Here is a 14,355-nt window from a genome sequence, read left to right as displayed (position 1 = left end):
CCGAAGCGGCGGCGCCCGAAGCGACGGCGCCCGAAGCGGCGACGCCCGAAGCGACGACGCCCGAAGCGACGACGCCCGAAGCGACGGCGCCCGAAGCGACGGCGCCCGATATGACGTTCTCCGGCCCGGCAGTTCCCGATGTGACGATGCCCGGCCCGGCGGTGGCCGATCCGCACGAGCGCCAGGAGTACCTGGACGGCGGCCTGACCGACGTGCGGTGCGGTGGATGCGGCCGGACCGTGCGGGCCGGCAGGCGCAGCGCGATGCAGACGAGCGTCCAATGGCCCGGGCGGTCCTGCGAACGGCTCGCCGCCACCGCCGCCGGGCGGCCGGCCGCCCTCGTCCCGACCTGCCCCGAGCTGCGGGAGAGCCTCGACCGGGCGATCCGTGAGGGCCGTCTGGAGGTGCTCTGATGCCGGAGTTCCAGGCGGTCCGGGTCAGCGAGGTCGTCACCGAGACCGCCGACGCGATCTCGCTGATCCTCGCGACCGCGTTCGACTACCGTCCCGGGCAGTACCTGACGGTCCGCACCCCGGCCGGGGCGCGCTGCTACTCCCTCGCCAGCGCGCCCGGCACCGGCGAGCCACCGAAGATCACCGTGAAGCGGATGGCCGGCGGCCGGGTCTCCAACTGGATCGGTGACCACGTGCGGGCCGGGGACCTCCTCGACGTGGCCGGGCCGGCCGGCACGTTCACGCCCGCGTCGCTCGACGACGACCTGTTGCTGCTGGCCGGCGGCTCCGGCATCACCCCGATCATGGGGATCGTCAAGGCGGTGCGGGGCGAGCGGGCCCTGATCTACGCCAACCGGGACGCCGAGTCCATCATCTTCGGCGACGAGCTGGCCGGGCTGCTGCCGGTGACCCACTGGCTGGACAGCGAGCGGGGCGTCCCCACGGCCGACGGTCTCCGCGAGCTGCTGGCGCCGTACGCGGAGAGGGAAGCCTTCGTCTGCGGACCGGAAGCGTTCGTCGAGGTCGCCGAGAAGGCGCTGCAGCTGGCCGGCGTGCCGGCCGCACGCATCCGGGTGGAACGCTTCGAGCTGGAGTCCGGCGGCGGCCGGGACGCCGTCGCCGAGGTGACGATCGACGGGCAGACGCACGTGCTGCCGTGGGCGGCGGGCAGACGGCTCCTCGACGTGATCATCGACGCGGGCCTCAATCCGCCCTATTCGTGCCGCCAGGGCCAGTGTGGAGCGTGTGCGGTGCGCCTGACCAGCGGCGAGGTCACGCTGGTCAACAACGAGATCCTCGAGGAGGAGGACTTCGCGGACGGTTACACCCTGGCCTGCCAGGCGCTTCCGGCGAGCGATGCGGTCGCGGTCACCTATTACTGAATTCCTCCGGTACGCCGTGCGCCGTTCCCGCCGGGATCCGGCCGTCCCGTGGCCGTCCGCGCGGGGTCTTCCCGCCCTGACGACCGCAACGCGGGCTGCGGGCGTGAGCGTTCCCTCGCGGCGAACACCAGTACGGTGTTCGCGTGGAGATCTCGGCGCGCGCCCGATCCGGATCGGCCATCGACCGGCTCGTCAGTCATCCGCGGCTGCCGTTGATCGCGGGGCGGGAGGCGGACCGGTCCGCTGTCCAAGTCCGGGACGGGCTCCTGCGGGAGCTCGCGGTGCTCGGCGCCGGCTCGCCGCCCTACGGTGACCTGTTCCATCGGATGACGCCCGAGGTCGCCTGGCATCCCCACGAAGCGATGCTCGCGGTCTCGGACGCGGACGGCATCGCCCTGTGGACACCGGAGGGCGTCACCCCGGTCCCGGGCATCGCCCAGGATCCCCACGGATGCCGGGCGCTCGCGTTCAGCCCCGACGGCCGGACTCTGTGGGCGGACGGCTGGGACTGCTCCTCCGCGCTCGATCTCGCCTCCGGAACCGTCGCCACCGCCGCGGGCTGGGACACCGGGGTCACCGCGCCTCCCGGCGGCGGCCTGGTCAGCACCCTGATCAGCGAACAGGCGGAGACGCTCGTCGTCTTCGCCACCGCCGGCACGGATCGGCCGGCCGTGATGCGGCCCCTGCGGCGGGCCCTGCACCTGGACGTCGACGACTACCGGCCGCCGGACTTCAGCGCGGACGGGCGGCACTTCGCGATCAGCGGCAACGCGTACGACAACACTCTCGAGGTCTTCGCCTTTCCGTCGCTGACGCGGGTCGCCGCGCTGGCGCTCGGGGAACCGCATCCCGGTTCCTGTTCGCCGCTCGAGGACGCCTGGGTCGAACAGATGCAGACGTGGGCGCGTCCCGCCGCCACGTTCGGTTCCGTGCCCGGTGTGCTCTGGATCGGCACACCGGCCGGAATCCTGATCGAGTACCGCGTGGACGGCGGCCGGCTGATCGAGCACCCCGTCGCCACGTCGGCGGTGACCGCGCTGACCGCCACGGCGACCGGCCACCTCGTCGTCGCGCTCGGCGACGGCGACCTGATGCTGGTGCGGGAGCCACCGGGGCCGCCGGCGTCCGGTGCCGAGGAGGTCGCGGCCGCCTTCGGCCGCGCCACCGAGCACGCACCCGACGAGACCGATGAGGACGACGAGGATCCGTACGGTGGGCGCTTCGATTTCGCCGGGGCCGGCGCCCTGCCGTGGACCCGGGTCCGCGCGAGCGGGAACGTCGTGGGCGGCCGCTGAGGATGCCGGCGGCCGAGGTTGCTCTAGGCTCGGCGGCCGTGACCGACCTGATCGATCCGGAACGGGACTGTTCCTGCCACCTCTGCGCACCCGACGTGGACGACGACGGCTGCCTCGGCTGGCGCGACGCCACCGCACGGCTGGTGGAGAAACACGGCTGGAGTGTCGTCGGGATCGGCGCGCACGACGACGTCCCGGCGTGGGTGTTCACCGTGGGGCTGTGGCACACGTACGGCAGTCCGGAAGTCGCGATGTTCGGTCTGGGCCTGCGGGACATGCAGGCCTGGGTCAATCGGCTCGGTAAACGGATCAAGAAGGGCCGGCCGCTACGGCTCGACCGGCCGGTCGAGAAGGTGCTGCGCGGTTTCCCCCTGGCGGTACGCCCCGTGCAGCCCGCCTGGTATCCGCGGCTGCTCGGGTCCGCACTGAACTTCTACCGGGAACCGCCGCTGCCGATCGTGCAGCTGGTATGGCCGGACCGGCACGGGACCTTCCCCTGGCAGGAGGGCAGCGGCGGCAACTGCCGGGCCGATCAGCCGTCGCTGTGGGTGCCACCGGACGACCACGAACCGAGCATCTGGACCGACCTGGACGAGATCACGCCGTGGCCCTACCCGGAGGCCGGCGCCCGGACCCAGGTCTTCACGGTCAACTGGATCACCGAGGGCAGCAACCCGATCCGCGGCGTGGTCCGCGAACCGATCTGAGTGGCCGCAGGCGACACTCGCGCGCCGGTCAGCTGCGGCTGAGCTCGCGGGCGATCGTGATCAGCTGGTCCTCCTGGCCGCCGACGAGTCGGCGTTCGCCCGCCTTGACGAGGATCTCGGCGCCGGAGACGCCGTACCGCTGGGCGAGCGTGTACGCGTGCAGCAGGAAACTGGAGTAGACGCCGGCGTACCCCATGATCAGGGCCATCCGGTCCAGTTTGCACTCGTCGGGCATCACCGGGCGGACCACGTCCTCGGCCGCGTCGACGATCTTGAAGAAGTCGACGCCCGTACGGATGCCGAGCTTGTCGCACACCCCCACGAACGCCTCCACCGGGGTGTTGCCGGCGCCCGCCCCGAACCGGCGGGTGCTGCCGTCGATCTGCCGCGCGCCGGCCCGGTGGGCGAGGATCGAGTTGGCGACGCCGAGACCCAGGTTCTCGTGGCCGTGGAAGCCCACCTGCGCGTCGTCGCCGAGTTCGGCGACCAGGGCGGACACCCGGTCGCTGACCTGATCGAGGACGAGCGCGCCCGCCGAGTCGACGACGTACACGCACTGGCAGCCGGCGTCGGCCATGATCCGGGCCTGATCGGCCAGCCGGTCCGGCTCAATCGAGTGGGCCATCATCAGGAAACCGACCGTCTCCAGGCCCAGGTCGCGGGCGATCCCGAAGTGCTGAACGGCGATGTCGGCCTCGGTGCAGTGGGTGGCGATCCGGCAGACGGTGGCGCCGTTGGCCGCCGCCGCCCGGATGTCGTCGAGAACGCCCACGCCCGGCAGCATCAGGAAGGCGATCCGCGCGCGGGTGGCCGTGCGGACCGCGGCGCTGATCAGCTCCTGTTCGGGCGTGCGGCTGAGCCCGTAGGTGAACGACGACCCGCCCAGTCCGTCCCCGTGGGTCACCTCGATGACCGGCACGCCCGCGTCGTCGAGCGCCCGTACCACCGCGGTCACCTCGTCGACGGTGAACTGGTGCCGTTTGGCGTGCGACCCGTCCCGCAACGTCGAGTCCGTGATTCTGAGATCAACCTCCGGCTGGTTCTCCGGGCTGTCTCCCGCGCTCCGAGACAGCCTGGAGGACCAGCCGGATTCACCGTCCTTGCGCAAGGCACTCACCCACTCTGGTCGCCGCCGCGGTCATGATGTCCAGGTTCCCGGCGTACCGCGGCAGGAAGTCGCCGGCGCCCTCGATCTCCACGAAGATCCCGACCCGCATCGTCCGGTCGCCCACCGCGTCGAACTGCGGCTCGTCCAGCAGCCGGTACCCCGGCACATACATCGCGATCTCGGCGACCCGGTCGCTGATCGACGTGCGGACCGCATCGAGATCAGCTGACGGCGAGACAGCGCAGAAGATCGTGTCCCGCATGATCAAGGGCGGGTCGGCGGGGTTCAGCACGATGATCGCCTTGCCGCGCGCCGCTCCCCCGATCGTCTCCAGGCCACGGCTCGTCACCCGGGTGAACTCGTCGATGTTCGCCCGGGTCCCCGGCCCCGCCGACACCGAGGCCACGGTCGCGACGATCTCCGCGTAGCCGACCGGCGTCACCCGCGACACCGCCTGCACCATCGGGATCGTCGCCTGCCCGCCGCAGGTGATCAGATTGAGGTTGGCGGCGTCCCGGTGCGCACCGAGGTTGACCTCCGGCACCACCGCCGGGCCGACCGCCGCCGGGGTCAGATCGATCGCCCGGATCCCCGCCTCGGCGTACCGCGGCGCGTTCGCCCGGTGCACCGCCGCCGACGTCGCCTCGAACACGATGTCCGGCAGCGGATCCCGGCCGAGGAGCCAGTCCACCCCGCCGGTCCCGGTCTCCAGGCCCGCCTCCGCGGCCCGCCGCAGCCCCGGGCTCGCCGGATCGGCGCCGGCCATCCAGCGCGGCTCGATGATCGTCGACCGCAGCAGCTTGTACATCAGGTCGGTCCCGATGTTGCCCGACCCCACGATCGCCGCCTTCAACGTCCCTCCCCGAATGCCAACCGCACCTCGCCGAGCCCGTCGAACTCGGCGCGGAACCCGTCGCCCGCATGAACGTCCACGGCCCGCGCGCACGCCCCCGGCAGGATCAGATGCCCCGCACGCAGCCGCACCCCGAACCTCGCCACGGTCCGCGCCAGCCACGCCACCGCCGTCACCGGATTCCCGAGCACGGCGTCCGACCGGCCCGCCGCCACCACGTCCGGTCCGCGTCGCAGGACCGCGGCGATGCCGCGAGGATCAACTGCTTGCGGTGGTACGCGGGAAGCACCCACCACGAAGCCCGCGGACGACGCGTTGTCAGCGATCGTGTCCGCCAGACTGATCCGCCAGTCGGTGATCCGGCTGTCGATCAGCTCGATCGACGGGGCGAACGCCTCGGTCGCCGCGAGCACGTCCTCCTCGGTGCAGTCCTCCCCCGGCAGGTCGTCGCCGAGCAGGAACGCCACCTCGATCTCCACCCGCGGGAAGCAGTACCGCGAGACGTCCACCGGCTCGTCCTCGGACAGGCGCATGTCGGCGAGCAGATGCCCGTAGTCCGGCTCGTCGACGCCCATCATCTCCTGCATCGCCTTCGACGAGAGGCCGACCTTGTGCCCGACGACCGGCACACCGCGCCGCCGGATGTTGTGGAGCTGGATCGCGTACGCCTCCGCCGCCCCGAGCCCCGGATGGTCCCGCACGAGCGGCGGGATCGGCGCCCGCTCCCGCTCCGCAACCCATAGGCGGTCCGCCAGCTCCCACAGTTCATTCTCGGTGACCACGCCCACTCCCCTGCTCGTCGCTGTTCCCCGGCCGGACCCGAGCGACCCGGGCCCCGCCACCGCCGGCGTGCCGGCCGGCTCGGCGGCCGGAGAACACACAGTCGGCGAGGGAGAGACCACTGACGTAGGAGCCGGAACAGATCCCCGACGCGGTACGCCCCGCGGCGTAGAGCCCCGGGATCACGGTTCCGTCCGGCCGCAGCGCCTGGCCCGTCGCCTCGTCCACGGTGAGCCCGCCGAGCGTCAGCATCGGCGCGGGCGACGTCCGCAGCGACACGTCCAGCGCCGAGAACGGCCCCGTGACGAGTGGCCGCGACAGAGCCGCCGGTTTGCCGGCCGGGTCACGACCGCCCACCCCCGAGTCACCACCGCCCACACCCGGATCACCGCCGCCCACCCCTGCGGCACGGCCACCGACGCCCGGAACATCGCCGCTCACCCCTGCGGCACCGCCGCCCACGCCTGGGACACGGCCGTCCGCATCCGGGGACGCGCCGGGCGCTCGATCGTCCGCCGCGGACCGCGCTCCGGCCTGCCCCGCGTGGTAGGCGTCGACCGTTGCGGCCAGGCCGTCCGGGTCCAGGCCGGTCCGGCGGGCGAGATCCGCCAGGGTCGGCGCCGTGGTCCGGTGCGCGGTGAGCAGCCACCACATCTGCAGACGCTGGAACCAGAGTGTCTGTGTGCCGATCTGGCGACGCGCCTCGGCGAGGATCGTCGCGTCCACCAGCAGCCAGGCCCGGCCGCCGGGGCAGCGGCGGACGGCTTCGCCGATCGCCGCGCCGTAGCGGGACTCGTCGCAGACCCGCCGGCCGTCCCGGTCGACGAGGATCCCGCCGAGCAGCGCCGACGGCGGGGTGAGGAACCGCCAGATGGTGATCCGGTCCAGGTGGCGGGTGCCCGCGCCGGCCGCCGTTCCCAGCCGGATTCCGGAGCCGTCGTCGCCCGGGGTGCCCAGCCGCAGCCCGCGATAGCCGGGCGCGTGCTCGCGCATCATCTCCCGGTCGAACACGAACCCACCCGCGGCGAGCACCACCGCGTCGGCCCTGAGGTGCAGTGCGCGGCCGTGCCGGTCCTCGATCCGGGCCGTCCAGCGGTGCAGCATCCGCCCGAACGCCGGCAGATAGACCCCCGGCTTGACCGACAGGCGATGCAACGTCCGGTGCGCGAGCCGAGCCCAGCCCGGAGCGTCCCGCAACGTACGGCAGACGACACCGGCGATCCGCCGCTCCGGAGAGGTTCCCCGGCCGGGAGTGTCCGTCCCGGGCCGGCCGGTTCCGGTCGCGATTACGGCAGGGGTGGTCCAGTGGAGGGATGCGGCTCGGGTCTGCGGGAGGAAGCGGATCCGCCGGGAGCGGGCCGCTTCGGCGAGGCGGGCGTGCAGGAGACCGCCGGAGGTGCCGCGGGCGAACGTGCGGTGGCCGCGGGGAGCGGGGTCGGGGTAGGCGTGTTCGCTGCCGGATTGGTACAGGTAGTGGCGGTCGGCGGGATAGGAGGTCTTGTACGGGCACAGGCGCGCGCCGAACGGGACGCCGTGCTCCTCCAGCCAGGCCAGCATGTCGGCGGATTCGTCGCAGAAGCGCCGGAGCGTGGCGGGCGACACGGCGTCGCGGACTTCGTGGCGCAGGTAGGCGTACATCGCGGCGGGGTCGTCGGTGACACCCGCGGCGCGCTGCTGGCGCGTCCCGCCGCCCGCATAGACGACGCCGCCCGAGATGGCGGTGGCGCCGCCGCCGTGGAAGCGGTCGATGACCAGCACCTCGGCCCCGGCTTCGGCGGCCTCGATCGCGGCGCACGCTCCGGCGGCGCCGAAGCCCACCACGACGACGGTGGCCGGCTTCTCCATGCGGGCCTCCTACGGACGAATGCGAACGGCGGCGGACGACAGCGGGCGACGGCGAAGCGGGCGACGGACGACAACGGACGACAGCGGGCGACGGCGAAGCGGGCGGTGCACACGGACGGCTAGGCGATCGAGCCTGATAACTATAACCTGTTCTAGTGATTACCGAGGAGGAGTTCGACATCGTCGTGGTCGGCTGCGGCGGGGGCGGGATGACCGCGGCGCTCGCCGCCGCCCATCAAGGGCTCAAGGTCGTGGTCATCGACGGCGCGGCGACGTACGGCGGATCGACGGCGCGCTCCGGCGGCGGCCTGTGGCTGCCGGGGCCGGAGGCGGCGACATACCTGCAACACGTTGCAGGTGCCGAAGTGTCGGCGAGCCGGCGCGATGCGTTCCTCAAGTACGGGCCCGACGTGCTGGCGTTCGTCCGCGAGCACACGCCGTTGGAGTTCGCGCGGGTGCCGGGCTATCCCGACTATCACCCCGAGGCGCCCGGCGGGCTCGCCGAAGGACGGACCGTCGAGCCGCGGCCGCTGCCCGTCCACGAGGTGGCGGCGGATCTGGGGACGCTCGCCGCGCCGTACCGGGCCGCACCGAACGGCATGGCGGTCACCGCGGTCGACTACCGGTGGCTGTCGCTGGGGTTGCGGCATCCGCGGTCGATGCTGACCGCGGTGAGACTGGCCGCCGGGCGGCTCCGCGGACGCCGGCTGACCATGGGCCAGGCGCTCGCGGCCGGGCTACGGGCGGGGCTGCGGGCCGCGAACGTGCCGGTTCTCCTCGGTACTCCGATGAGCAGCCTGATCGTCGAGCGGGGCCGGGTCACCGGGGTGGTCGCCGGACCAAGCGGCCCACGAAGCCGCGAGGCCGGCGACCGGGTCGAGGAGAGCAGCCGGCCCGGTCAGGAGGCGAGCGGGTCACGGCAGCGCGGCGAGGCGGGGACGACCGGCGAGCGGCGGCTGCGGGCCCGGCGCGGAGTCGTGCTGGCCAGCGGCGGGTTCGAGCACAACGAGGCGATGCGGCGGCGGCATCAGGGGCTCGGGGCGGAGTGGACGGTCGGGGCGGCCGGGAACACCGGGGACGGCATCGAGGCGGGGCGGCGGCTCGGGGCGGCGCTCGACCTGATGGACGAGGCGTGGTGGGGGCCGACGCTGCCGCTGACCGGTGGACCGTACTTCTGCCTGGCCGAACGCAACCTTCCGGGCAGCCTGATCGTCGACGGCTCCGGGCGGCGGTTCGTCAACGAGGCCGCGCCGTACGTCGACGTCGTCCATGTCATGCTCGGCCGCACCGGCTCCGGGACGCATCTGCCGGCCTGGCTGATCACCGACCGGACCTACCGGGACCGGTACCTGTTCGCCGGGCACCCGCCGCGGGCGCCACTGCCGCGCCGCTGGTTCGACGCGGGCGTCGCGCACCGGGCGGGTTCGCTGGACGGGCTGGCGCAGCGGATCGGGGTGCCGGCGGGGGCGCTGCGGGAGACGGTGGAGCGGTTCACCGGGTTCGCGGCGAGCGGGCGGGACGAGGATTTCGGGCGCGGCGATTCGGCGTACGACAGGTACTACGGTGACCCCCGGCAGCGCCCGAACCCGTGTCTCGGCGCGCTGCGCAAGCCGCCGTTCTTCGCGTTCTCGCTGGTGCCGGGCGATCTCGGGACCAAGGGCGGGTTGCGCACGGACGAGCGTGCCCGGGTCCTGCAGACCGACGGCACCCCGATCCCCGGCTTGTACGCGGCCGGTAACGCCGCCGCCTCGGTGATGGGCCGTGGCTACGCCGGCGCGGGCGCCACCCTGGGCCCGGCGATGACGTTCGGCTATCTGGCCGCCCTCGACCTCGCGGCCGGCTGACCGATTCCGGCCGGCTGTTGTGGGGGTGGACGCGGGTCCCTACCGTGGCGGTGTCAATCGCCGATGGATCGCCCGGGGGTGTGCGTGCCGACCCAACTCGCGCCTGCCAGTGCCAGACCTGCGGAAACCGGGCACGCCGCCCTTCCGCCGCCCGCTCAGGGACCGGCTGGCGCGCTTCAGCCGCCCGGCCGGCGGGCGGGTGGTGTGCTCGGCCGGATCCGGGAGCGGACCACCACGCCGCGGCTGTACTGGCTGGTCGCGACCGGGCTGGTGCTGCTCGGGCTGGCCACCGGCGCCGCCGCGGTCGCCGAGGTGCAGAACCGGTCGGCACTGATCACCGACGTCGCCGAGGTGAGCGGGCCGATCAGTGTGGACGCGCAGACGCTGTACCGGTCGCTGGCGGACGCCGACACCACGGCCGCGACGGCGTTCCTGTCCAGCGGCGGCGAGTCGGCCGAGCTGCGGATGAGATACCTGAACCACATCGCCCGCGCGACCGCGTCGCTGAGTGTGGCGCTGCGTGACGCCGACGACGCGAACGCGGCACGACTGCGGGTCGTCGCCGATCAGCTGCCGATCTACACCGGTCTGGTGGAGACGGCCCGGTCGAACCACCGGCTCGGTGTGCCGCTGGGCGGCGCCTACCTGCGGGAGGCGTCGGAGCTGATGCAGCAGCGGATCCTGCCGGAGGCCGCCGGGGTCTTCAACAGCACCACCAGGCATCTGATCGCCGAGCAGGTGGAGGCCGCCGGTTTCCCGCGGCTTCTGCTGCTGCTCGTGGTGCTGACGGTCGCGGCCCTGGTCGCCGCGCAGGTGATGCTGGCCCGCCGCAGCCGGCGGGTCTTCAACGTGGGGCTGATCGCGGCGACCCTGGCCGTGGTGCTGGCGACGAGCTGGTCGCTGGTCGCGTTCGTCGCGACGGCGAAACGTCTGGAGACCGGGCTGCGGGACGGTTCGGCGCTGGTGGCGCTGGTGGCCGACACCGGCCGGGCGGCGCTGCAGGCCCGTACGAACGAGGCGCTGACCCTGGTGGCCCGGGGCGGCGGCGCCGCGTTCGAGGAGAAGTTCGCCGGTTACATGACGGAGCTGGTCGGCGAGGACGGGACGAGTGGCCTGTTCGAGGCGGCCATCGCGCAGGCGCCGGTGGCGGACCGGGCCACCCTGGTGGCGGCGCAGCGGGAGGCGCAGTCGTGGCGGAAGCTGCATGCGGAGATCCGGCAGGCCGACGACGGCGGCGACTGGGACACGGCGGTCGAGATGGCCACGGCGACCGGTGACGACGCGGTGCCGGCGGTGTTCGAGCGGCTGGACGCCGGGCTCAGCAAGGTTCTGGACGCCGGCAATCAGCGGGTGGACGCGCAGGCGGAGCGGGCCGCGAGCGCGCTGCGCGGCCTGACCGCCGGGTGGGTGTTGCTCACCGCCGGCCTGGTGGCCGCGGTGGTGCTCGGTTTCCGGCCGCGGATCGGGGAGTACCGATGACGGTGATGTTCAGGACCTCGGCCGTGGCGGGTCTGCTGGCGGTCACGATGCTGGCCGCCGGGTGCGGTGGCGCCGGTCGGACGCCCCGGCCGGTGACGGCGGACGCCACCGCGGTGGTGCCCCGGCCGGTGAACGTGGAGGATCCGGCGAAGATCCCGGCGGCCGCGCCCGCGCCGACCTGTGATCCGCGGGCCAGTCTGCGCCCGCCCGCGTCGATGCCGAGGCCCGGCGCCATGCCGGCCGGCAGCACGATGGCGGCGATCGCGGCGCGCGGCCGGCTGGTCGTCGGGATCGACCAGAACGCGTACCTGTTCGGCTTCCGGGATCCGTCGACCGGTGAGCTGGCCGGTTTCGAGATCGACATGGCGCGGGAGATCGCCCGGGGGCTCTTCGGCGACCCGGGCCGGGTGCAGTTCCGGGCGATCACCACGGCCGACCGCATCCCGGTCCTGGAGAGGAGAGAGGTCGACCTGGTGATCCGGACCATGTCGATGACGTGCGAGCGCTGGCAGAAGGTGTCGTTCTCCTCGGAGTACATCGCCTCCCGGCAGCGGCTGCTGGTGCGCAAGGCCGACAAGATCAAGGACTTCCCCGATCTGCGCGGGAAGAAGGTGTGCGCCACCAAGGGCAGCACCAGCATCATCACGATCGACCAGCAGCCCACCGACATGATCCCGGTCAGCACCGACAGCACCCTGGACTGCCTGGTGCTGTTGCAGCAGCACCAGGTGGACGCGGTGTCGACGATCGACGTGCTGCTCGCCGGACTGGCCGCGCAGGACCCGACGACCGAGGTGGTGGGCTCGAGGGTCTCCGACGAGCCGGCCGGCATCGGCATCCCGAAGGAGCACGCCGACATGGTCCGGTTCGTCAACGGGGTGCTGGAGCGGATGCGGGCGGACGGCACGTGGACCCGCGTCTACGACCGGTGGCTCAAGCCGCGGCTGGGACCGGCCCCGGTGCCGGTGGCCGTCTACCGGGACTGACCGGTCGGCCGACAGCGCAGGGTGACGGTGCTGTCCTAGGGTGCGGTGATTCGAGAAAAAGGGGAGGGCGGCGGTGCTGACCGCGACCGTGGTGTTCCTGGTGATCGGTGGGGTGGCCGTCGCGGTCCTGGCGCTCGCGCTGTTCGGCGGTGAGCTGCTGCACTTCGGCCATCCGGATGCGGGCGGACCGGTCTCGCTCGAGGTGGTGGCCGGTTTCGTCGGCGCGTTCGGGTTCGCCGGGGCGGCCGCGTCGGAGCTGTTCGGCGCCCGTACCCCCGCGGTGATCCTGGTGGCCGTGATCGTGGGCGCGCTGGCCGCCGTGCCCGCCGCCTGGCTCGCGTGGCGCCTGTCGCGGGCCGCGCGGGACATGCGCACCGACGCCACCCCGCAACGGCGCGATCTCGTCGGCTCGCTCGGTGTGGTGGTGACCCCGGTGCCGGCCGGAACCGGGTACGGCGAGGTCCGGGTCCGGCTCGGCGGCCAGCCGGTCAAGGTGTACGCGCGCGCCGACCGCGCCATCCCCACGGGCGCCCGGGTCTTCGTGATCGAGGCGCCCAGCGAGACCAGCGTCGTAGTGGAAGAAACCCCATAGAAGAGGCCACACATGAATGGATTGCTGTACGCGATCGGCGGCGCCGTGCTGCTGGTCGTGCTCCTCATCGTGTTCGTGCTCTCCCGGATCAAGGTGGCCGGGCCGAACGAGGCGTTCATCATCACCGGCCGCAAGGGCAAGGTGACGCAGGGGCTGGACGGCACCAGCAGCACCGACATGTCCGGGCAGAAGGTCGTGATGGGCGCGTCGGTGTTCGTGGTGCCGATCGTGCAGAAACTGCAGTCGCTGGACCTGTCCAGCCGCCGCATCGACGTCAGCATCAAGGGCGCCGTCTCCAAGCAGGGCATCCGCGCCGACCTGCACGGTGTCGCGATCGTGAAGGTCGGCGGCACCGAGGGCGCGATCCGCGCGGCCGCGCAGCGGTTCCTGCACCAGCAGGCCGAGATCGAGGACTTCACCCGAGAGGTGCTCGCGGGCGCGCTGCGGTCGATCGTCGGCCGGCTCACCGTCGAGGAGATCATCCGGGATCGGGCGGCGTTCGCCAGCGCGGTCGCCGAGGAGGCCGAGCACTCGATGACCAACCAGGGTCTGGTGCTCGACACGTTCCAGCTTCAGGACATCCTGGCCGAGGGCTCGTACCTGCAGGATCTCGGCCGTCCGGAGGCGGCCCGGGTGCTCAAGGACGCGGCGATCGCCGAGGCCCGCGCCCGGCAGGCCGCCGAGCAGGAGCGGCTCCTCGCGGAGGAGGCGATCGCCGAGGCGAACCGGAACCTGTCGCTGAAGCAGGCCGGCATCCAGGCCGAGATCGACGCGGCGAAGGCGCAGTCGGCGGCGGCCGGCCCGCTCGCCCAGGCGGAACGGGATCAGAAGATCCTCGCCGAGCAGCAGAAGGTCGCCGAGCAGAACGCCGAGCTCAAGCAGCGTCAGCTCGACACCGAGGTGCGCAAGCCCGCCGACGCCGCCCGTTACCGGGTGGAGCAGGAGGCGGAGGCGGCCCGCAGCGCGGCGGTGCTGCACGCCGACGCGCAGCGGCAGGCCACCATCGCCGGCGCGCAGGCGCAGGCCGAGCAGGCGCGGCTGACCGGTGAGGGCGAGCGGGCCCGCCGTGCCGCGCTGGCCGAGGCGCACGCGATCGAGGGCGCCAAGGAGGGTGAGGCGGAGCAGCGGCGGCGTACCGCGATCGCCGAGGCGATCGAGCGGGAGGGCGCGGCCGAGGCCGCGGCGATCCTGGCGAAGGGCCAGGCGGAGGCGGAGGCGATGGCCCGCAAGGCCGAGGCGTTCGCGGCGTACGGCGAAGCCGCCGTCATCGACCTGCTGGTGAAGGTTCTGCCGCAGGTCGTCGAGGCGGCGAGCGCCCCGCTCGGCAACGTCGACAAGCTGACCGTCATCTCCACCGACGGCGCGACGTCGCTGACCAAGTCGGTGGCCGGGAACGTGGCGCAGGGCCTGCAGATCGGCTCCGACCTGACCGGCATCGACCTGACCGGGCTGCTGTCGAAGCTGAGCACCGCCGCGAAGGCGAACGGGGACCAGCCCTCGGTGGAGGCCAGGACCCAGGACTGACCGGTC

13 protein-coding genes are annotated in these 14,355 nt (G+C 73.1%); 9 read left to right on the top strand and 4 right to left on the bottom strand.

Annotated features, from left to right (window positions below):
* Positions 1-110: 110 nt before the first annotated feature.
* From Aut01nite_RS13640 to Aut01nite_RS13625, 4 genes are all read left to right on the top strand, one after another.
* Positions 111-413 (top strand): hypothetical protein, encoded by a 303-nt coding sequence (locus Aut01nite_RS13640; RefSeq protein WP_236642730.1) that lies wholly within the window; start codon positions 111-113, stop codon positions 411-413.
* Positions 413-1,336: a ferredoxin--NADP reductase gene (locus tag Aut01nite_RS13635; protein WP_043525621.1), complete on the top strand. Its 924-nt coding sequence runs from the start codon at positions 413-415 to the stop codon at positions 1,334-1,336. The genes Aut01nite_RS13640 and Aut01nite_RS13635 overlap by 1 nt, the downstream gene beginning before the upstream one ends.
* 143 nt (positions 1,337-1,479) lie before the next feature.
* Positions 1,480-2,631 (top strand): WD40 repeat domain-containing protein, encoded by a 1,152-nt coding sequence (locus Aut01nite_RS13630; RefSeq protein ID WP_052163794.1) that lies wholly within the window; start codon positions 1,480-1,482, stop codon positions 2,629-2,631.
* A 38-nt stretch (positions 2,632-2,669) separates the two neighbouring features.
* Positions 2,670-3,338 carry a DUF4262 domain-containing protein gene (locus Aut01nite_RS13625; RefSeq protein ID WP_052163795.1) on the top strand — a complete coding sequence of 223 codons (669 nt, stop codon included), beginning with the start codon at positions 2,670-2,672 and terminating at the stop codon, positions 3,336-3,338.
* 28 nt (positions 3,339-3,366) lie between these two features.
* Here the strand turns inward: Aut01nite_RS13625 and dmpG are convergent, their stop codons facing one another.
* The 4 genes from dmpG to Aut01nite_RS13605 are packed head-to-tail and all read right to left on the bottom strand — an operon-like array spanning position 3,367 to position 7,924.
* Positions 3,367-4,410 (bottom strand): 4-hydroxy-2-oxovalerate aldolase, encoded by a 1,044-nt coding sequence (gene dmpG / locus Aut01nite_RS13620; RefSeq protein WP_052163808.1) that lies wholly within the window; start codon positions 4,408-4,410, stop codon positions 3,367-3,369.
* 19 nt (positions 4,411-4,429) lie between these two features.
* Positions 4,430-5,254 (bottom strand): acetaldehyde dehydrogenase (acetylating), encoded by an 825-nt coding sequence (locus Aut01nite_RS13615; RefSeq protein ID WP_052163809.1) that lies wholly within the window; start codon positions 5,252-5,254, stop codon positions 4,430-4,432.
* A gap of 41 nt (positions 5,255-5,295) precedes the next feature.
* Positions 5,296-6,081, bottom strand: coding sequence for a 2-keto-4-pentenoate hydratase (locus Aut01nite_RS13610; protein ID WP_043525678.1), 786 nt, complete (start codon positions 6,079-6,081; stop codon positions 5,296-5,298).
* Positions 6,065-7,924, bottom strand: a complete 1,860-nt coding sequence (locus tag Aut01nite_RS13605) for an FAD-dependent oxidoreductase (RefSeq protein ID WP_063958781.1) — start codon at positions 7,922-7,924, stop codon at positions 6,065-6,067. The genes Aut01nite_RS13610 and Aut01nite_RS13605 overlap by 17 nt, the downstream gene beginning before the upstream one ends.
* Before the next feature lie 209 nt (positions 7,925-8,133).
* On the opposite strand from Aut01nite_RS13605, the gene Aut01nite_RS13600 reads away from it, so the two are divergent.
* From Aut01nite_RS13600 to Aut01nite_RS13580, 5 genes are all read left to right on the top strand, one after another.
* On the top strand, positions 8,134-9,768 hold the full coding sequence (locus Aut01nite_RS13600) for an FAD-binding protein (protein ID WP_052163810.1): 1,635 nt from the start codon (positions 8,134-8,136) through the stop codon (positions 9,766-9,768).
* Between the two features lie 204 nt (positions 9,769-9,972).
* Positions 9,973-11,247 carry a GlnX family signal transduction membrane protein gene (locus Aut01nite_RS13595; RefSeq protein WP_052163796.1) on the top strand — a complete coding sequence of 425 codons (1,275 nt, stop codon included), beginning with the start codon at positions 9,973-9,975 and terminating at the stop codon, positions 11,245-11,247.
* Positions 11,244-12,233, top strand: coding sequence for a glutamate ABC transporter substrate-binding protein (locus tag Aut01nite_RS13590; protein WP_052163797.1), 990 nt, complete (start codon positions 11,244-11,246; stop codon positions 12,231-12,233). Before Aut01nite_RS13595 ends, Aut01nite_RS13590 begins: the two co-directional genes overlap by 4 nt.
* 73 nt (positions 12,234-12,306) lie before the next feature.
* Positions 12,307-12,825, top strand: coding sequence for an NfeD C-terminal domain-containing protein (locus Aut01nite_RS13585; RefSeq protein ID WP_043525622.1), 519 nt, complete (start codon positions 12,307-12,309; stop codon positions 12,823-12,825).
* A 12-nt stretch (positions 12,826-12,837) separates the two neighbouring features.
* The gene (locus tag Aut01nite_RS13580) at positions 12,838-14,349 is read left to right on the top strand and encodes a flotillin family protein (RefSeq protein WP_043525623.1); all 1,512 of its coding nucleotides are present in this window, start codon (positions 12,838-12,840) and stop codon (positions 14,347-14,349) included.
* Positions 14,350-14,355: the final 6 nt, after the last annotated feature.

It is taken from the genome of Actinoplanes utahensis, assembly GCF_016862455.1.
In the GTDB taxonomy this organism is placed as follows: Bacteria; Actinomycetota; Actinomycetes; order Mycobacteriales; family Micromonosporaceae; genus Actinoplanes; species Actinoplanes utahensis.
This window is presented reverse-complemented; position numbering and strand designations above follow the sequence as displayed.

Bases quoted from the DNA above. Each gene is read 5' to 3' on its own strand.
- Aut01nite_RS13605 (WP_063958781.1), bottom strand. From the start codon at position 7,924: ATGGAGAAGCCGGCCACCGTCGTCGTGGTGGGCTTCGGCGCCGCCGGA.
- Aut01nite_RS13580 (WP_043525623.1), top strand. From the start codon at position 12,838: ATGAATGGATTGCTGTACGCGATCGGCGGCGCCGTGCTGCTGGTCGTG.
- Aut01nite_RS13635 (WP_043525621.1), top strand. From the start codon at position 413: ATGCCGGAGTTCCAGGCGGTCCGGGTCAGCGAGGTCGTCACCGAGACC.
- Aut01nite_RS13615 (WP_052163809.1), bottom strand. From the start codon at position 5,254: ATGTACAAGCTGCTGCGGTCGACGATCATCGAGCCGCGCTGGATGGCC.
- Aut01nite_RS13600 (WP_052163810.1), top strand. From the start codon at position 8,134: ATGACCGCGGCGCTCGCCGCCGCCCATCAAGGGCTCAAGGTCGTGGTC.
- Aut01nite_RS13590 (WP_052163797.1), top strand. From the start codon at position 11,244: ATGACGGTGATGTTCAGGACCTCGGCCGTGGCGGGTCTGCTGGCGGTC.
- Aut01nite_RS13640 (WP_236642730.1), top strand. From the start codon at position 111: ATGACGTTCTCCGGCCCGGCAGTTCCCGATGTGACGATGCCCGGCCCG.